The 17,991-nt window shown below is 61.2% G+C and carries 18 protein-coding genes; 7 read left to right on the top strand and 11 right to left on the bottom strand.

What is annotated here, in order from left to right; genetic code table 11:
• Positions 1 to 85 precede the first annotated feature (85 nt).
• Positions 86 to 1,408 carry an NADH:flavin oxidoreductase gene (locus J2X42_RS12150; protein ID WP_310165452.1) on the top strand — a complete coding sequence of 441 codons (1,323 nt, stop codon included), beginning with the start codon at positions 86 to 88 and terminating at the stop codon, positions 1,406 to 1,408.
• Positions 1,409 to 1,551: 143 nt separating this feature from the next.
• Here J2X42_RS12150 and J2X42_RS12145 read toward each other — a convergent pair whose 3' ends face one another.
• From J2X42_RS12145 to J2X42_RS12100, 10 genes are all read right to left on the bottom strand, one after another.
• Positions 1,552 to 1,965, bottom strand: a complete 414-nt coding sequence (locus tag J2X42_RS12145; RefSeq protein ID WP_310165451.1) for a hotdog fold thioesterase — start codon at positions 1,963 to 1,965, stop codon at positions 1,552 to 1,554.
• The gene (locus J2X42_RS12140; protein ID WP_310165449.1) at positions 1,962 to 3,185 is read right to left on the bottom strand and encodes an acetyl-CoA C-acyltransferase; all 1,224 of its coding nucleotides are present in this window, start codon (positions 3,183 to 3,185) and stop codon (positions 1,962 to 1,964) included. Before J2X42_RS12140 ends, J2X42_RS12145 begins: the two co-directional genes overlap by 4 nt.
• Before the next feature lie 218 nt (positions 3,186 to 3,403).
• Positions 3,404 to 3,799 carry a hypothetical protein gene (locus J2X42_RS12135; RefSeq protein ID WP_310165448.1) on the bottom strand — a complete coding sequence of 132 codons (396 nt, stop codon included), beginning with the start codon at positions 3,797 to 3,799 and terminating at the stop codon, positions 3,404 to 3,406.
• 96 nt (positions 3,800 to 3,895) lie between these two features.
• A complete protein-coding gene (locus tag J2X42_RS12130; protein ID WP_310165446.1) occupies positions 3,896 to 4,426 on the bottom strand; it encodes a TetR/AcrR family transcriptional regulator in 531 nt (176 codons plus the stop codon).
• Between the two features lie 1,477 nt (positions 4,427 to 5,903).
• On the bottom strand, positions 5,904 to 7,028 hold the full coding sequence (locus J2X42_RS12125; protein ID WP_310165775.1) for an SUMF1/EgtB/PvdO family nonheme iron enzyme: 1,125 nt from the start codon (positions 7,026 to 7,028) through the stop codon (positions 5,904 to 5,906).
• Positions 6,910 to 7,290 carry a PfkB family carbohydrate kinase gene (locus tag J2X42_RS12120; RefSeq protein WP_310165443.1) on the bottom strand — a complete coding sequence of 127 codons (381 nt, stop codon included), beginning with the start codon at positions 7,288 to 7,290 and terminating at the stop codon, positions 6,910 to 6,912. The genes J2X42_RS12125 and J2X42_RS12120 overlap by 119 nt, the downstream gene beginning before the upstream one ends.
• Positions 7,196 to 7,657 carry a PfkB family carbohydrate kinase gene (locus J2X42_RS12115; RefSeq protein WP_310165441.1) on the bottom strand — a complete coding sequence of 154 codons (462 nt, stop codon included), beginning with the start codon at positions 7,655 to 7,657 and terminating at the stop codon, positions 7,196 to 7,198. Before J2X42_RS12115 ends, J2X42_RS12120 begins: the two co-directional genes overlap by 95 nt.
• 149 nt (positions 7,658 to 7,806) lie before the next feature.
• Complete coding sequence (locus J2X42_RS12110; protein ID WP_310165439.1) at positions 7,807 to 8,043, bottom strand: hypothetical protein; 237 nt, start codon at positions 8,041 to 8,043, stop codon at positions 7,807 to 7,809.
• Between the two features lie 246 nt (positions 8,044 to 8,289).
• A complete protein-coding gene (locus J2X42_RS12105) occupies positions 8,290 to 9,717 on the bottom strand; it encodes an APC family permease (RefSeq protein ID WP_310165438.1) in 1,428 nt (475 codons plus the stop codon).
• A 10-nt stretch (positions 9,718 to 9,727) separates the two neighbouring features.
• On the bottom strand, positions 9,728 to 10,627 hold the full coding sequence (locus J2X42_RS12100; protein WP_310165436.1) for a carbon-nitrogen hydrolase family protein: 900 nt from the start codon (positions 10,625 to 10,627) through the stop codon (positions 9,728 to 9,730).
• Between the two features lie 115 nt (positions 10,628 to 10,742).
• On the opposite strand from J2X42_RS12100, the gene J2X42_RS12095 reads away from it, so the two are divergent.
• Positions 10,743 to 11,360 carry a TetR/AcrR family transcriptional regulator gene (locus J2X42_RS12095; RefSeq protein ID WP_310165434.1) on the top strand — a complete coding sequence of 206 codons (618 nt, stop codon included), beginning with the start codon at positions 10,743 to 10,745 and terminating at the stop codon, positions 11,358 to 11,360.
• Positions 11,361 to 11,615: 255 nt separating this feature from the next.
• Here the strand turns inward: J2X42_RS12095 and J2X42_RS12090 are convergent, their stop codons facing one another.
• A complete protein-coding gene (locus J2X42_RS12090) occupies positions 11,616 to 12,503 on the bottom strand; it encodes a LysR family transcriptional regulator (RefSeq protein WP_310165432.1) in 888 nt (295 codons plus the stop codon).
• 295 nt (positions 12,504 to 12,798) lie between these two features.
• Here J2X42_RS12090 and J2X42_RS12085 point away from each other — a divergent pair, with 295 nt between their 5' ends.
• The 5 genes from J2X42_RS12085 to J2X42_RS12065 all read left to right on the top strand — a co-directional run bounded on the left by J2X42_RS12085 (position 12,799) and on the right by J2X42_RS12065 (position 17,989).
• Positions 12,799 to 14,199 carry an ABC transporter substrate-binding protein gene (locus tag J2X42_RS12085; protein WP_310165430.1) on the top strand — a complete coding sequence of 467 codons (1,401 nt, stop codon included), beginning with the start codon at positions 12,799 to 12,801 and terminating at the stop codon, positions 14,197 to 14,199.
• Positions 14,200 to 14,296: 97 nt separating this feature from the next.
• Complete coding sequence (locus J2X42_RS12080; protein ID WP_310165428.1) at positions 14,297 to 15,310, top strand: ABC transporter permease; 1,014 nt, start codon at positions 14,297 to 14,299, stop codon at positions 15,308 to 15,310.
• Positions 15,307 to 16,221, top strand: a complete 915-nt coding sequence (locus J2X42_RS12075) for an ABC transporter permease (RefSeq protein ID WP_310165426.1) — start codon at positions 15,307 to 15,309, stop codon at positions 16,219 to 16,221. Before J2X42_RS12080 ends, J2X42_RS12075 begins: the two co-directional genes overlap by 4 nt.
• Positions 16,218 to 17,168: an ABC transporter ATP-binding protein gene (locus J2X42_RS12070; RefSeq protein WP_310165424.1), complete on the top strand. Its 951-nt coding sequence runs from the start codon at positions 16,218 to 16,220 to the stop codon at positions 17,166 to 17,168. Before J2X42_RS12075 ends, J2X42_RS12070 begins: the two co-directional genes overlap by 4 nt.
• On the top strand, positions 17,165 to 17,989 hold the full coding sequence (locus tag J2X42_RS12065) for an ATP-binding cassette domain-containing protein (RefSeq protein ID WP_310165422.1): 825 nt from the start codon (positions 17,165 to 17,167) through the stop codon (positions 17,987 to 17,989). Before J2X42_RS12070 ends, J2X42_RS12065 begins: the two co-directional genes overlap by 4 nt.
• The last annotated feature ends 2 nt before the right edge of the window (positions 17,990 to 17,991 follow it).

Raw genomic sequence — 17,991 nt, 5'->3', positions numbered from 1 at the left:
GTCCGCCCCTCGATACAAAACGGCCCGAACGCATGCACGGATGAATTATTTCATCCTGGTTTCACTGAAAATCCAAGGAGAACAAATGTCCCCCGAGACCGCTACCGTCGCCGAGGTGCTTTCCAGCCCCTGGAAAATCGACGGCCTGACCATCAAGAACCGCTATGTCCTCAGCCCCATGGCAGTGCTCCAGCCCACGAAGGACGGCCACCCCAGCGACCAGACAATCGCGTTCCTCACCACTCGGGCCCGCGGCGGCGCAGGGCTGCTGATCATCGGTGGCGCGGTGGCCACAGAGCGTGGGAACCAGGAGGCACCATTCCAGCCCCTGATGCGCTTCGACCGTGACGAATTCATTCCCGGCCTACGGCGCATGGTCGATGCGGTGCACGAGCACGAAGTACCCATCTTCGCCCAGATCTTCCCCAGTTTCGGCGCCATGGGTGTGCCGGGCGAGGGCCGGCCCACAAGGGCTGCTAGCCCGAAGCCCGTTCGCATGGCCGCACCCCGTCTGCCGCACGGTTTCTACATTCCCGGCGGCAGAACGAACCCGACGCCGGAGGAGATCACCAAGGAGGAAATCCTTGAGGTCCAGGAACAGACCGTCGCGGCGGTGCGCCGTGCCAAGGCGGCCGGCTTCGACGGCATCGAGCTGGGCGCACACATGCGCTACCTCTATTCCTCATTCCTCTCACCGCGGACCAACTGGAGAACTGATGAATACGGCGGCAGCGCCAAGAACCGCGCCCGCATCCTCGTCGACACGATTCGGGCAATTCGCGCCGAGGTCGGAACCGACTATCCGGTGGGCCTGAGGATAAGCACCAACGACCATCTTCCCGATGGCCAGGGGCCCGAAGGGTTCGCTGAGGTCGCCGCGATCATTGAGAAGGAAGGGGTTGGATATATCGCCCTGAGCGATGCTAACTACGAGTCGATGGACAACAACGTCACCTCCGAATCGGGCGCAATCCTGAACCACGGAGAGCCACAAGCATTCCGCGCCGCCATGCCCGAGGTTCCGTTGCTTCTCAGCAGCACCTATGACCCGCAACAGTGTGCAGACGCCATCACCGCCGGGTTCGCGGACGGAATCATGCTGGCCCGGCAGATGCTGGCCGATCCGGAATTCCCCAACAAGGTCCTCCAGGGACGACAGGATGAGATTGTGTGGTGTGACCACGACAACTCATGTCTGCGCCGCCTGATCTTCAACGTGCCGGTGAGGTGCCACAAGAACCCGGCCATGGGACGCGAAGCAGTTCTCGCGGGGGCCAAGGAACTTGTCTCGGTAAAGCTACAGCGTCCGATCCAGGACCTGCTGATCGCCGCGACCGGTTCCCCGGTCCTCATGGGCATCGCCGACAAGCTGTCGACCGCCGGTGCGGCGAAGGCCTCCAAGAGCTGACACCTCCGCTGCGCCGCGCCCCACCCGCAATACGGGGTCCGGCGCGTCAATCTTTGGTACAAACACGAGTGTGCCCGGGCTCCAAGACGGAGTCCGGGCACACACGCATGTCTGGACGCTTATATACGGCAGCCCTGTCAACCTCAGTCTGTAAGGCGCAGGGCCCTGCCGGTTCCGCGGTAGATGGCGACAGTCCGCTCCCCCGCCCGCACCACCACATCCACAATCATCCGGCGGCCCTCATGAAAGGCCACTTCGGCGGAGGCGACCAGCTCGTCGGCGATGTGAGCCGGGGAAATGTAGGAGATGGAAGCCTCGGCGGTCGCGATTCCGGCGCCGAACGTGTTCGCGGCCATGGCGAACGCGGTGTCTGCCAACGCGAAGACCAATCCACCGTGGGCAATCCCGTGCCCGTTGGCCATCTCGGGAGTGACCGTCAGGACCGCCGTCGCGCGCCCCTCGCTGGCTCGCAACACGTGGATCCCGAGGCCTTCCAGGCTCCGGTCGGCGGCCAGCATCGAGCGGGCCGGGTCGGCAATGAGCGCTGGCTGGTTCACGACAACCTTTCCACTACCATCGCCATGCCTTGGCCGCCGCCCACGCAGAGCGTGGCCAGGCCGAGCGATCCATCCTTGGTTTGCAGACCATTAATGAGGGTTCCGACCAGCCGCGCGCCGGTCGCACCGAACGGGTGGCCCAGGGCGATCGCCCCGCCAAACGGGTTGACCCGCTCCGGATCGGCGCCAAGCTTCCGCACCACGGGAACCACCTGCGCGGCGAAGGCCTCGTTCAGCTCAACAATGTCAATGTCCCCGATCGACAGTCCGAGGCGCTCAAGCAGACGGCGGGACGAGTCCACCGGACCCAGTCCCATGATTTCCGGCGAAAGTCCGCTTGCGGCACTGCCCAGGATGCGGGCCAGCGGCTTCAACCCCAGTTCGCCCGCGCGCTGGGCACTCATGACCACCAGGGCAGAGGCACCGTCGTTGAGCGGGCTGGCGTTTCCTGCGGTGACTGTTCCGGATTCATGGAACACAGGCTTGAGGCCGGAAAGGGCCTCCAGGGTGGTGCCCGGGCGCGGGCCGTCATCGGCGCTCACCACGGTGCCGGCAGTCGTGGTCACCGGGACGATCTCGCGCGCGAAGTAACCGGACTCGATAGCCCGCTCCGCCCTGAGCTGGGATTCCAAGGCCCATTCGTCCTGGTCGCGGCGCGTGGTGCCGGTTTGGCGTGCCACGAACTCGGCGGTTTTGCCCATAGAGAGGTACACGTCGGGCAACTGCCCGTGATTCCGGGGGTCCTCCCACCGCTGGCCGGATTCAAAGATGTCGTCGGCACGCCGTGCCGCCGCCGTGAAGGCGGGATGCGGGGACTCCACCACGGGTGGTGTGGAGCTGGTGGATTCAACGCCCGCAACCAGGAACGCGTCCCCATCGCCGGCCCGCACGGCCTGGGCGGCCATCGCGGTGGCCTGCAACGAGGAGGCGCAGAAGCGGTTCACTGTGACCGCAGGGACGTTGTCCATTCCGGCAAGCACCACGACTCGGCGTCCTATATTGTCCCCCTGCGCGCCCTGCGGGACCGCGCAACCCACGTAGGCGTCGGCGAACCTGACCGAGTCGAGCTGCCCCAGGTCCGAGAGCGCTCCGCGGATTGCGGCCACGGCAAGATCCTCCGGGCGCACGTCGGCAAGCGAGCCCTTGCGTGCGCGTCCGATCGGGGTCCTGCGGTAGGAGACAATGACCGCGTCATTGGGCGGCGCGATGGCGGTACTCACGATGATGCTTCCTTTCATTGTGGATCGCCTGTCGGCGGACTGGCTCCACGGGCCGGGAAGGGAACGGCGTCGGAACGGGACAGCCAAAAATGCCATGAGCGCATCTGGTTCCCGAAATCAACGTTCACCCAATATATACGGGCCGTATCGTATTGCACAAGGTTCGCTACATGCTAATGGGTTCTTCCGGCGCACGCAGGGCGCGTCGGAGGAGGGAATCATAGAAGAGGAACGACAATGACGGCAATAGACCCTCGTGTTGCAGCGGTTCCCGGGCAAACCACGGGTACCGCGGAGGGATGGATTGAAAACGCCATCCGTTTCGGCGTGCGCGCCAGACCGCAATGGTACCTACCTCCCGCAACCGCAATACGAGACGGATGCCCCAGCTCCATGATGTGCGTTCCGATCGCGTTGGCCTGCAATGTGGCATGATCGCCGTCCACGCTGACGAGCTGATTGGAAACGACGAGAGTCAGCACGAGCGCCAAAAATTGCCCGCAGAAGCAAGCGCCGCTGTTCGGATGCTGGCATCCCCGGCCGACACCCAGAAGGGCCAGCACGGAAACCGCTCCCTCGGACAGTTCACGCAGCGGTGCATCTTTCAGCCGCACACACCCAAGGCCCTACCGCGAGTTGGATCTCGCCGTGGCCTCAACCCGCCCATCGCCCATCGCCCATCGTGCAGCATAGCGGCGCCCTGTTGGCCGCTATGCTGCAGCAAGCCCGTCAAGTGCCGTCTGCATGATGGAGTCCGTGGCCTTGGCGTCAAGGGGGCCCGATTGAAACAGTAGGCGGAAGTACACGGGGGCATACAGCAGCTCCGTAACGACCTGGGCGTCGAGATCCTTGCGCATCGACCCCTCGCTTATGGCCCGCTCAACCAGTGACGTAACGACCAGGGCTCGCGGGGACCAGAAATGCTTCTTGAACTCAGCCATCGTTGCCTCGTCCTGCTGGCACTCCCCGATGAGTTGAGCCACGAGCCGGCCCTCATTACCTGCGTAGACCTCCGCAAGGGAGGCCATGTGTTCACGGAGCGCGTCGATCGCGGGCACATCCTGGCGCACTGGAGTACGGGCGACGTGGTTGTCCAGGAAAGTATCGATAACCACGGCAACCTTGCTCGACCACCACCTATAGATGGTGGTCTTGCTGACGCCGGCCTCGCGGGCAATGCGCTCGATGGAGAGCTTTTGCACGGTAAATCCGGCGGGCCCCGAGTCTTCGAGCAACTTCATGGTTGCTTCCAAAACGGCCCGACGACTTTCTTGACTTCTGACTGCCATGGGTCAACCATACGGGCAACGCCATGCAATACGAAACGTACACGACTATATCTGCGCGATTAAGGGCTCCGGGCATCGCCCCAGGCACCTGCGCATTTTGCATCGAAGTGTGACGCGCCTTATCTGCCGGGCATCCATGCCAAAGCCCCACGGTTCACCGCTCTGGTTCGAATCTGTAGAGCTTGCCGTCTACGACTATGTTTCGTAGCTAATCCCGCAGAGCGGACGGTGGGGTTTCCAATCGGGAGTTTCCCTCCAGGCTCGATGATGCCAGGACGTCGCGTGCGACTTCGATAAACTTGCGCGCACGCCTATTGAGGTTTACGTTCGCTGGCCATACCCCGACAATGCTCTCGTCGGGGATGGCCGGCCGGATAGGAACGTAGGCCACTTGAAGGCTAAAGTTCTTGCCGGAGACCGCCGTGAGATGGCTTGGCCCGCTGGCCTTCATCGCCGCGTCGAGGTCCGCTCACCGCTGGCACGTCGCCCACGGCGAGCCCGGGCAGCAGCTCGGCCGGGCTCGGGAAGGCACTGCTTCCGCGCGATGAATGTCGCGCGCATGTTTGACGGCAAGTCGGCCCGCTCGTAATGCCTTCACGCATACACGGTTAAGGGCATACACCCGGGGAGTGTGCATAAGTGTGGTGATGGGCTCGTAAGCGAGCACAACCCATGCCTGTGAATTCAGCACAAACAAGCCTACTCCACTGCGATCACCACATGTTCACTAACTGGAAGAGACGATGCTGGTGGGCGAAACCAGACCGACCCGAAAGACTTCCCCGGATAGAGAGTCCAGACCCGGCCCGGGAACGTTACGGTCGGAGTCGAAGTTCCTATGTAGCTGGTTTGGCTATCTCGTATCCTGCGCGCCTCGCGGGCTCATCGAGCCGGGATTCGGCTGCCATGGTTCGTCGTTGAACACGAAGATGTTAAATGTCGCAGTGGAGTCCCAAAGGCCAATCGCTGCTAGCTAGTCGAGACGTAGAGCGTGTTTCCGCAACCACGGGCGCAAGTTGGTCTCCCGGATGGGAGCGTCCTGGGTGACGCCCTGAGGCCGCCGAACTCAAAGAATTGCGGAACTGACAGGTTGGATGGGAAAAAATCCGCCAGATCCAACCTGCCAGTCCCCACGTCGCGACTGACAACTACATTGAGAACGGACAGTCAGAACCAGCAGAGGGCCGGCCGGGCACTGCCGGGCAGCGGCCTGACGGTCCAGGAACGTGGCTGCTTTCAAGGCGGTTGATTCGGGAGTCCCTGCCCACGGCTGGTCAGCGGCCACGGTACAACCAGGCGCTGCTCCCGGCCTTCGATATACAGCAGCATGCTGCCGCTATCTTTACAGTCAGTGCATTCCTAGGCATCCCATGCGAGTCGGAAGCCATGCTTCCAGAGCGTTCGACGCCGAGGCCGGGCAGTAGGAATTTCAGGCTGAACAAGGGGTCCTGAACGCATCCGTCGGTGTACCAGTCGGAGCCTGTGGTGAGGTGGTCGCTTCCCCCTTGAGCATGAGGAAGCGGGTGATGCCGTAGCTGTGTTCGCTTTCAGTCCAGTTCCAGACTGCGGGGATGCGTCGTGCGAATCCCGGTTGTTTGGCCGCGAGCTGCCATTCAAACTCATTCGGGAGGCGTGCGCCGGCCCATGCGGCGTAGGCGCGGGCATCGGCCAGGGAAACGCCGGTGACAGGGGCGTCGTTCGCTGCGCCTTCTGTACCTGACAGGAATCGGGTGCCAACGTTGGGCCGATAACCGGTCCGTAGGATGAAATCGCGGAATTCCTCTACCGACACTTCCCCCGGTGCCACGGCGACAGTTCTGTCGATCGCGACGCTTAGTTGCTCGCTGCGCCGGTCGTGCAGGCGCGGCGGAAGCGGCTTCCATTCCTCGACGTACGGGGCGCCCTGGTAGAAGCCGGTTTCGCGACGGCGGAAGGTTACTTCCAGCGTGCGGGTGCCGGGGTCGAGGACAATGGCGGCGGCTGGGAAGGCGTCTACTTTGGCCGGCCGGGGAGTGATGCGGATTGCTTGACGGTGCGGGAAGCGGGTGTCGGCTGAACCGGTATCGGCGGCGGCCGCTGCCATCAGGGCCGCGAGCCCGGCTGGTTCGGGTATGTCGGGTTCGAGCTGAAGGATGCCAGCGGCACCACGCGCCGGCACTTTCACCGAGCGTACGTCCGCCGCTCCGGCGGTGACGTCAAAGCGCCGCGTTCCTGATCCGGGGACAGCTGCGAGCGCGTCGCCAGCCCAATCACGTTCGCTGCGGTTAACGATCGTCCACAGCGTTGTGCCGGCTTGTGACCAGCGGGAGACGTAAATGCCCGCATCCACCGCCTCGGCAGTCGCGCCCTCCAGCGGCGACCAGTCACCTTCGATAAGGAGGTCCGAGAATGCGCGCTGCACCCGCAGCATCCTCGGGAGCGTTGCCTTGTCGCGCTCATTCCAGCCGACCCAGACCCCGAACACGGTGTCCCAGACGAGCATGCCGGTCCCGTTCATCCAGGCCGACTGAAGCTCGTCGCTGTGGTCGCGGTTCCATCGCCGGGTCGAGTGCATCATGTGGCGGCGTTCGTACCAATTCGGCAGCACGGACCAGGGCGCCAAGGTCAAGTGTTCCGTGGGTTTCCTGGTCCAGTGCGGTTGCCAGGGCTCCGCAGAAGGTGTCACCTGCGCCCGTCGTGTCGACAGCGGCAACGTGACGTCCGGGCACGAGCGCCGGTGGTTCACCTGGCACACAGACGGATGGCACCCCGCGGGCCGAGGGTGAGGATGACGGCTGGGCCCTGCTCGCTGAGCGCCGAGGCAAGTTCGTGCTCATCCCCGTGTTGGGTCTGAATGCTGCGGGTATGTGCCGCGAGGTGCCTGGCCTCGTGCTCGTTGACAATGAGGACGTCAACACAGGCGAGAAGTTCGGCAGGAAGCGGCTGGATGGGCGAGGCATTGAGCACGACGGTCGTGGACGCCGCGCGGGCGGCGTGGGCTGCGCCGATGACTGCTGACATGGGGGTCTCGAGCTGCACAACCAGGACATCGGCGGCTGCAATGGTCGCACTTTCTTCAGCACTGAGGAATTCCAGAAGACGGTTGGCGCCGGGGTCCATGACGATGGCGTTCTCCCCGTTGTCGTCGACGGTGATGATTGCCGTTCCGGTGGGTTCGGTGACGCGGCGTTCCTGCAAGGTCACCCCGGCCACTGTGGCACAGCAGGCACAGAAATCTTCGGTCCACCCGAAGGTGTTCCATTTCCTTGGCACCGGGACACTCTGCAGTGGACCTGCCTAGGGGCTGATGCCGGCTAATTTACATTGTGTTGTTGATTTCGGCGTCCCACTTATTAGGGCTTGGGGCTGCTGGGCAGGTCCCGTTCCACTGTTACTCCGTAGGGAACGTCAGCGCTTAGGTTCACTGTGTAGTTGTCAGGTCCGTGGCGGGTGACGAGAATGCCCTGCCATCCTTCGCTCATCGAGTGGTCGCGGGCCATCTCTACAGCCGTGTTGATACTGTCTGCGATTTCTGTCGGGGATAGGCCGGTGATGTGGAAGTAGCGACCGGCCTCGATCGTGATGATCATTGCACTCTCCTGATCTGTTCCTTACGTCGTCTTCGATTTGGTGGTCATGATGTGGGCGAGGAATGAATCGGTTCTTTGGGACGAAGAAATAGTTCTCAGTGATGGCACACTCGCCCGATCGGATTCTCTTGACCCCGGGAGAGTGGTTGCCACCGAACTTGCACTGCGTCCCGGGTTGCGGTTCCGCGGCCCTGGATGCAGTGGGTTGTCACTCGGTACGATCGGACTTTGGAGATTCGTCCAGGGTTAGATGTCGGTGGGCTGGGCCTGGGCGGCATTGTGCTTGGCTGACCGTGTGTGGTCCCCGTTTGGCTGGTGAACATTAGTGGGTTCGTCCGGCTGGCCGTCACGGTCGTGCAGACGCATCTCTGGTGGTTCCTTGCGGAATCCTTTGGTGAGGAGAGTGAGGTAGAGGACGCCCAGGCCGATCCAGCAGAGGCCGATGGTGATGGCGATGGGACTGAGCTGGGTTAGAAGGTAGATGTCGACGGCTGCGCCCAGTATTGGTAGGACGATGAAACCAGTGATCGAGAGCTTTGTTCCTTGCTGGCGGCTTCGGATGAAGTAGGCGATGACACAGAGGTTGACGGTTGCGAATGCCAGGAATGCTCCGAAGTTGATGAAGGAGGTTGCGATTTCCATGGAGATGTTCAGTGCCAGCATGGCCATAGCACCGACGAGGACCAGGTTGAAGATGGGCGTTTTGGTCCGGGGATGGAGGCGGCCGAAGAGCCGTCTGGGTAGGACTCCGTCGCGGCCCATGACGTAGAGGAGTCGGCTGGTGCTGGCCTGGATGGCGAGCCCGGATGCGAACCCGCCGATGATGAAGAGCATGTTGGTGATGTTGGCGTAGAACTGCCCGCCGACGAGGACCTGCATGGCGTAGGCTGCGGTCGCTGCTTTCTCGAAGTCCCCGCCAGGATGAACGAGCTGCATGATGTATGAGACCACGACGAAGATTATTCCGCCGACGAGGACGGTCAGGAGGATCGCCCGGGGAATGTTGCGCTCGGCGTCTTTCGTTTCTTCGCTGAGGGTGCTGACGGCGTCGAATCCAAGGAAGGCGTAGGCAGCGATAGCAGCAGCGGCAGCGACACTGCCGACCGTGGTTGCATTGTTCCAGAAGGGGTCCGTGAACGACGCAGTCGGATTATCCCCGAGGTAGGCCAGGCAGTAGGCGATGAAGACCCCGATGAGGGTAACGACCAGAAGAGTCAGGGTCTTGTTCACGCGGTCGGTAAGGACGATGCCCGTGACGTTGATGATCGTTGTCAGTCCAGCGTTTAGAGCGAGCCAGGCCCAGACGGGGATGTCCGGGAACTGGGCTGCGAGGTAGAACGACTGGAAAAGCCAGGCCACGGTGGGAAGGAAGAGGTAGTCGAGGAGGATTGCCCACCCGACAAGGAAGCCGACGCGGGAATCGAGGAGCCGTCGAGCATACACATATGCCGATCCAGAGTTCGGAAAGATCTTGGCCATTTTCGCGTAGCTGAGGGCAGTCAGCAGCATGGCGGCCGTGGCGAGGACGAATGCTGTCGGGGCTGTTCCGTCGCTGGTGGAGGAGATGACGCCGAAGATCGTCATTACGATTCCCGGGGCCATATAGGCCAAGCCGAACACGACCACCGATAGCAGGGATAGCTTGGGGGTGAGTTTGATGTTCTCAGCGGACATGGGGTTTTCCTTAGGCTGGGGCAGTGCTGAGGTTGGTCGGGGTTGACGGGGAGTTGGTCTGCCGCCAGAGGCGGGGATCAAGCTGGCCCGCGTAGAGCGGCAATGGAATGGCGTCGTCGTTTTCGACGAATTGGTCCCACGGTCGGGTGACGCCCGCTGTGCCATGCTGACGGACATTTACTACCTGGTCCAGGTCGATGACATCGATCAAGGTTGCGTCTTCGGGCCCCGTAGCAGAGATCCGCACGCGGCCTTCAGGGTCAACCAGGAGACTACGGCCGACCCCGTGCGGGCCCGCTGCGTTTACACTTGCGACGAAGTTCTGGTTGACGATTGCGTTGGCTTGGCTGATAACAACTTCCTGCACACGATCGTTGGTCGGGGTCTGGACAACGTTGAGGACGAGCTCTGCCCCCATCCATGCCAGATGCCTGCTGTGTTCGGGGAACCACGCGTCGTAGCAAATCGACAAACCGACTCGGCCGTAGCCGGGCATATCGAAGACCACGAAGTCCTTGCCGGAACAGACCGTTTCATATGGCTTCCATGGAAAGATTTTTCGGTAGCTGGCCACAGCCTTTCCTTCCGGAGAGTAGACAACGGCGGTGTTGTAGATTCGCCCGTCCGTGCCACGTTCAAGCACGCTGCCAGGCAAAACCCAGATCCCAAGGTCTCCGGCGAGCTCGGCAAGGGCGCGGCAGCGCGGGCCGTCAAGAGGTTCGGCCGAGGCTTCCATGTAGGCCTGCCGGTCCGCAGGGCCCGGAGAATCTGCCGTATTCAAGTGAAGCTCCGGGTAAACGAAAAGGTCGGCGACCGCATGCGTCTTGACCCTCCGCTCGAGACCAGCAGCAAAATCAGTCAAGGACTCAGCAGGTGATTGCACAAGAGCTAGGGGAAGAAGTCGGGTCATGACAGTGGCATTCCTTGGGTGGGAGTATTCATTAACTAACTATTAATTAAAGATTAATTAACGAACCGGGGTGTGTCAAGGGTCACTTCGAGGTGAGTGTGAAAGCATTGTGTCCATGGCAAGACCACGGAATCAGACAGAACGCCGGGATCAACTCGTAGCAGCAGCTGGTCGAGTCCTGCTCGACAGAGGGTCATCAGCGGCCCGCCTTTCCGACATTGCAAACGAAGCCGGCGTCACGCCCGCTGCGGTGCTGTACTACTACCGGGACGTCGACGAGCTCTTCAGCGAGGTCTTTCATCAAGGCGTTACGGAGTACTGTGACCGCAGGGAGGCCCGCATCCGGGCCGAAAGTGACCCTGAAGCCCAACTGCGGGCCTGCATCCATTCAGGCGTACCGTGGCCTGGCGAAAGCGAAACCGCTTCCCGAATCCTCGTGGAACTCATCCCGGTTTATCTGCGCAATGAAGCAGCTGCTCGACAGCAGATGGCGTTTGTGGAGCGCCAAACGAACCTCTACAAGGGAATTCTGGAACGAGGCGTGCAGGAGGATACCTTCACCTTGTCGGCGCCGACGGGATTCCTGGCCCGGAGCTTCGTAGCCCTCGAGGACGGCCTCGTAATGGACGTCCTTCTCGGCGACCTGACACCGGAGGACGAGTACCAATTCCTGATCACCTACGCGACGAACATGGTAAAAACCAAGACCGGCAGCAACTTGCATCTCAGCTGACTCTCCCGAACAACAACGGACACAACCAGGTTAAGGGTGCGCCATTCGGCGGGGCGCATTCAATGCGTCAGTGTGCTCCGGCCGAACGGATGGTCGGCGGCCCCGACTGGAGTCCTGTCGCGAGGAGAAGGGCTTGACGAGGGGCAGTGAAAAACTCAAGGCAAACCATGAAATCTCTCCAAAGTGGGGCTGGTCCGGCCACTCCCCCAGAGTCACGAAAGGTCCGGTGTCGAGAGTTTTAGGATTGGCTGCATTCTATATTCGAGCGGCCGGGTACAGCTCCGAGGTGAAACCCGAAAGGTTGTCCAGGCACTCCCTTATCGCGGGCGCGGCGAAATGCAGCGGATTCCAGACGCCGAAGAGAGTGAACACGAGGTCCTTTCCGCGATGAGTGATGGGCATTGCGTGCACCCCGAAATTCGGATCATCCGAGAGCACGCAGATGCCTTTGCCGGCGGCTGCCAAGGCTTGGCCGACCACGGCGGAGCGTACTTCAAATCCAGTCGTGTAGGTGAGGCGCTCAGTGCTAACAGCATCATCGAACATCGTGCGGACGCCAAAATCAGCTGTCATGGTTATGAGAGGCCATTGGACGAGTTCCTGGAGGCTGATTTTCTCCCTCCCGGCAAGAGGGTGTTTGGCGTTGCACTGGGCCCAAAGAAACGCCCTGCCAACAACAACGGATTTGAGCTCGGACGGTGGGGGCTTTGTTCCCAGAGCAAAGTCGGCCTTACCGTCCTGCAGCGCCGAGTAGACAAGCTCGGGGGTCGCCTCGACAACATTGGTCAGGACTCCATCGGGCCCCTGCGAAACAATGAAAGGGGCGATGATGTCGGCGATGGTGGCAGAGGCTGCCGCTATCGTAAGCCGTTGCACCGAACCTCCGGCCATCGCCCGTGCGGATGATTTGGCCTGGGCGGCGCGGGTGACCAGGTCCTTGGCGATGGGCAGAAACGCAGTGCCCGCCGCGGTCAGCGATAATTTGGCTCCTGTTCTATCGAAGAGGGTGAGCCCGAGCTCCTTCTCCAAGGAGCGAAGCTGCCGGGATAAGGATGGCTGGGCGACCATCAAAGAGCGTGACGCAGCATTGATTGATCCTTCATCAGCGATGCTCAGGAAATACGTCAGGTGCCTCAAGTCCACTATGCCTCCAAGGTATGAGTTTTACTCATAATAGGCATTTCCCAGGCATAGGTACATCTAGTTAGACTCGTCACACTTCCCTCCCTTCTTCAAGGAGTCTCTGTTGGCACTCTCATTTCCACACCCGGCTCGGACCGTCCTCGCTACGGCCGCCACAGTTGTTCTTGCCTTAAGCTCAGCGGGCTGCACGCCGGCCCCGAAGGTATCTTCGGAACCGGATGTATTCTCCGTGGCCGCCTCTGCCGCCGTTACCACGTGGGATCCGGTGCGTTCCTTTTCAACCGAGGCCCTGTACATGGGAAACATCTACGAGCCTTTGCTATGGAAGAACCCGGAAGGTTCGGCCGAAGAATTCAAGCCGGCCATCGCCGAGTCCTGGAGCTCCAGCGAGGATGGAAAGGCCTGGACCTTTAAGATCCGTTCGAGTGCGACCTTCCATGACGGCGAGCCTGTCAATGCTGCTGCCGTCAAGGCCAGCATTGATGCCGCCAGGGAGCGGGCAGCTGCATCGTTTATCTGGGCACCGGTCGAGAGCGTTGAGACGCCTGACGACTCTACAGTCGCGATAAACCTCAAGTACGCGGCCCCGATTGACCTCGTTGCTTCCTCCACGTACGGTGCCTGGATCGTTTCCCCGAAGGCGCTGGCGGCATCGGCAAAGGACGAGAAGTACTTTGATGCCGGTATCGACGCGGGCTCGGGGCCGTACACCGTCGACTCCTACAAGCCCGGCTCTGAGATCGTGCTGAAAAAGTTCGAGGCCCACTGGAACAAAGAAGAGGCCCCGCATTTCGATGTGGTGGACATCTCCATCACACCCGATGCCGTAACCGCCCAGCAAATGTTGACCGCAGGAGAGGTCGATTATGCCACCAGCATTCCGCTGGAAAATGCCAAGACACTGGCCAATGATCCGAAGTTCACGGTGAAAGACTTCAACTCTCCGTTCAATTTCCTGGCCATGTTTAACACGAGCCGCGCACCACTGAACGACCCCGAGGTCCGCCGCGCGCTCAGCTACGCGATTCCGTACAAGGAGATCATTGACGTCGGAGCGCAGGGCTACGGTACGCAGTCCCACGGCCCTGCTCCCCGTGGCATCTTCCCCTACAGCCAGGACGTCCCTCAATACTCCCAAGACTTGGAAAAGGCCAAGCAGCTGTTGGCCTCAGCTGGTCATGCCGACGGCCTGAAGCTCACTCTTAGCTATGCCTCAGAAAACCCAGCAGAAGCCCGGTTTGTCCCACTGATCAAGGATGCGTTCGCCAAGATAGGGGTGGAAGTGGAGGTCAAGGCCCAGTTGTTCAATCAGCAGTGGGATGCTGCCAAAGCAGATCCCGCAACGGCTCAGGACATCTTTGTGTTGTATTACTGGCCCACGTACAGCGACGCGGGCAGTGACAACCTCACCACTCTGTTCCGTTCCAGCGAAAAGCCATCCTTCAACCTGAGTTATTGGAAATCCCCGGAATACGACAAATTGGTGGACAAGGCGGCAACGTTGACAGGAACGGACAGGGCTGCAGCCCAAGACCTTTATGAGCAAGCCATGGACCTCCTGTACAAGGAAGCTCCTGCAGCATTTCTCTACGATGCCCGCGGAGTCTCCGTAGTTCCCGCTGGACTGAACGTTTCCCAGTTCAACGAAAATTACCCCTTCACGGTGTTCTTTGCATCCATGAAACCCGCTGCATAGCCAGCCCATCAGAGACCCGGGGGCAGGGGAGGCTGAACCGGGGTTCGCCTCCCCTGCCCCGACCTTCATTCCATCGTCAAAGATAAGGAGAACCATGTTGCGCTTCGTCCTCAGACGGCTCATCACATCGGTGCTGGTTCTCGCCGTGCTCACAGTGATCGTCTTCGTCCTGGCTCGTGTCGTTCCCAGCGACCCTGCCGTAATTTTCGCCGGTCCCAAGGCTCCGCCGGCAGAGCTTGACCGTGTCCGCCAAGAGCTGGGTTTTGATCGCCCCATGTTCGTTCAGTACTTCGAATACTTGAGCAACCTGCTCACCGGAGACTGGGGTCAGTCGCTTGCCACAAAACGCCCCGTGTTGGATGAGCTGTTCACCCGCCTCCCAGCCACATTGGAACTCATCGGGTTTGCCATGGTTCTCGCTGTTTCGGCAGGGGTCATCTTGGGAGTGCTTGGCTCCCGGCGTCCCGGCGGATTCATCGACGGAGCAATTCGCTTCCTCTCCATCGGAGGGATTTCCGTGCCCGCGTTCTGGCTCGGGCTGCTCCTGCAACTCCTGTTCGTTGGGGGGCTGGGAATCCTTCCTGCCACAGGGCAATTCAGCAACTCCATCAAATACTCCAACCCCATCACTCACGTGACCGGGCTTCCCCTGCTAGACAGCATGGTCACAGGCAACGGCATGGCCTTCACTGATGGGTTACAGCACATGATCCTGCCGGCCCTCACCTTGGCCGCCTACCCTCTCGGGCTCGTTGCACGAATGACCAGGGCCGCCATGCTCGATGTCATGAACCAGGACTACATCTTCACCGCCAGGGCCTACGGTCTGAGGGAGACCGCCATCCGTTGGCGCCTGGCCCTGAAGAATGCCCTACCACCCGTCCTGTCTATCGCAGGAATGGCTGCAGCCTACGCCCTGACCGGAACATTCTTCGTCGAAGCTGTCTTCAACTGGCCAGGGATTGGACAGTTCGCTACATCTTCCATGCTTGCAGTGGACTACCCAGCCATCATGGCAATCACGCTCATGGGCGCCACAGCCTACCTGCTGGCCAACCTTCTGGTGGACATACTGCAATCCCGAATCGACCCCAGAGTGAGCATGTCATGAGCCCCACCACCCAAATCTCCGCCCCGACCCAACCCGATCCTGCTGGAGAACAGACCACCCTCAAACCGATCAAACTGCTCAAACAGACCCTGGGCCGTGACCGTTTGGCCGCGGTCGGCGCGATGATCATCGTCCTTGTCGTAATCCTGGCTGTTTTTGGGCAATGGCTGGCACCCTTCCCTGATCAGGGCATAGGGGCGACCAATGCCTCCGCCCGAAACCTCGCTCCCAACGCCTTGAACTGGCTCGGCACCGATCAACTCGGTCGTGACGTTCTCAGCCGCATCATCATGGGAGCGAACCCAGCGCTGACCATCTCTGCCAGCGTTGTTGCAGCCGCGGCCCTCATCGGCATTCCCCTCGGCGCAGTCGCCGGATACTGCGGTGGCTGGCTCGACGAAACCTTGATGCGCGTGACCGAAGTCTTCCAGGCCTTCCCGCCTCTGCTCCTGGCCATGGTGACCGTTGCGATCCTCGGGCCCAGCCTGACCAACGCCGGCATCGCCTTGGCCATCAGCTGGTGGCCCTGGTATGCGCGCCTTGTACGAGCGGAAGCAAGATCCCTTCGGGAGCGCTCCTACGTCGAAGCTGCCCGGGCCATGGGCATTCCGCAACTGCTCATCATCAGCCGCCATATACTCCGCAACTGCATGACGCCCATCCTCGTCCAAGCTACCGTCGACATCGGCACTGTGATCCTGGCCGCCGGCTCCCTGGCATTTATCGGGCTTGGAACTCAGCCACCCCTGCCCGACTGGGGTCTGATGGTCGCCGAAGGACGCGGGCTCATATTCAGTTCCTGGTGGATAGCCACCTTTCCCGGGCTGGCCATCTTTCTGGCCGTGCTGGGATTCAACCTCCTCGGAGATTCGCTGCGCGACCTCCTTGACCCCAGGCAGGTAAAGCGATGACCCACGTACTAAGCATCCGAGACCTCAACGTCGAGTTCACCGACCGGGGAAAGGTTACCAACCGTCCCGTCCGCGGGATCGGCCTCGATGTTTCCGCCGGTGAAATCCTCGGCCTGGTGGGGGAAACCGGGTGCGGGAAGTCCCTGACAGGACTCGCAGCGTTGGGAATCCTTCCACGCGGTGCACGGCGCACGGGGCAGGTGACCGTCGGCAACGATCCCTCACAGGCATCGTCAGAACCAGGTGGCTCGGTGGCCATCGTATTCCAAAACCCCGGAACTGCCTTCAACCCTGTCTTCACGCTTGGCCGCCAACTCAGCGATGTCCTGAGCCGGCACCGACAAATCTCGAGGTCCGAAGGCAAAGCTGAAATCATTCGTCACCTAAGCCTGGTCGGCCTACCCGACCCTGAACGGATCTACCGCAGCTATCCGCACCAACTGTCCGGCGGAATGCTGCAGCGGGCCATGATTGCCATGGCTTTGCTACGCCAGCCCCGGCTGTTGATCCTGGATGAGCCCACAACGGCTCTTGACGTCACTGTGGCCCGGCAAATTTTGGTCCTCATTGACGAACTCAGACACAAGTTCGGGTTCGGGGTGCTGCTCATCAGCCATAACCTTGGCATCATCCGCGATGTTTGCGACCGGGTGGCGGTCCTCTACGCAGGCAGGGTGATCGAAACCGGAACCGTCGACGCGGTCATGAACAACCCCCGCCACCCATACACCCGCGGCCTCCTCGGCGCCCTCCCAGCAGGGCGAACCCACGGCCAGCGACTGACCGCCATCTCTGGAACAGTCCCGGGGAACCTCCTATCCATCACCGGGTGTGCCTTCAGGAACCGTTGCTCACATGCAGTCACTGACTGCTCACTCACCGACCCGCTGCTTACAGAGACCGGGCCACACCAGGCAGTCGCCTGCATCCGGGAAGGCGAACTATGACCAGCGTTCTCACCCTCGAAAAAATCGTCAAAACGTTCCCGCTCCACAGAAGAGTCTTCACCGCTGTCGACGACGTCTCCCTCAGCATCAAGGAAGGTACGGTCTACGGCCTTGTCGGAGAATCCGGCTCCGGCAAAAGTACCCTCGCCCGCTGCGCCATGCAACTGATGCGCCCAACATCCGGGCGAGCAATATTTGAAGGCCATGACCTCGGCAAACTCGGACCCAAGGCACTGCGCACTATCCGTTCCCGGATGGGAATAGTACTTCAGAATCCTGTGGCATCATTGAATCCACGTATGACTATCGGCGCTTCAGTGGCAGAGCCACTTCGGGCCCACACTGCCCTGAAAGGGCACGCCCTCCAAGCAAGAATAGACAATCTGCTGGATGAGGTCGGACTGGGAGCTGAGCACGCCCATCGGCTCCCGCATCAGCTCTCGGGAGGACAGTGCCAACGCGTCGGCATAGCACGCGCCCTGGCCACGTCGCCGCGTCTCCTGATCCTGGACGAACCCACCAGCGCCCTTGATGTTTCCGTCCAAGCCCAGATTTTGAACCTGCTCCAGGACCTGCAGCAACAAAAAGGGCTCACCTATCTGCTCATCTCCCACGACCTGGACGTCGTCCGCTATCTCAGCGATGAGGTGGCCGTCATGAAGACCGGAAAGATCGTAGAAAGCGGACCAGCCGAACGGATCTTCACAGACCCACGGCACGACTACACCCGCAGACTCCTCGAGGCAGCCCCAGGGCACGGCCGACCCGAATTGGCCGATTCCCACGCTCGCCCCACCCTTACCACGCAAGGCAACGACTAAAC

Origin of the sequence: Arthrobacter sp. BE255, from assembly GCF_031457335.1 — a bacterium.
Taxonomy (GTDB): Bacteria; Actinomycetota; Actinomycetes; order Actinomycetales; family Micrococcaceae; genus Arthrobacter.
Note: the sequence above shows the minus strand (reverse complement) of the source record. Positions and strands in the feature narration are given on the sequence as shown.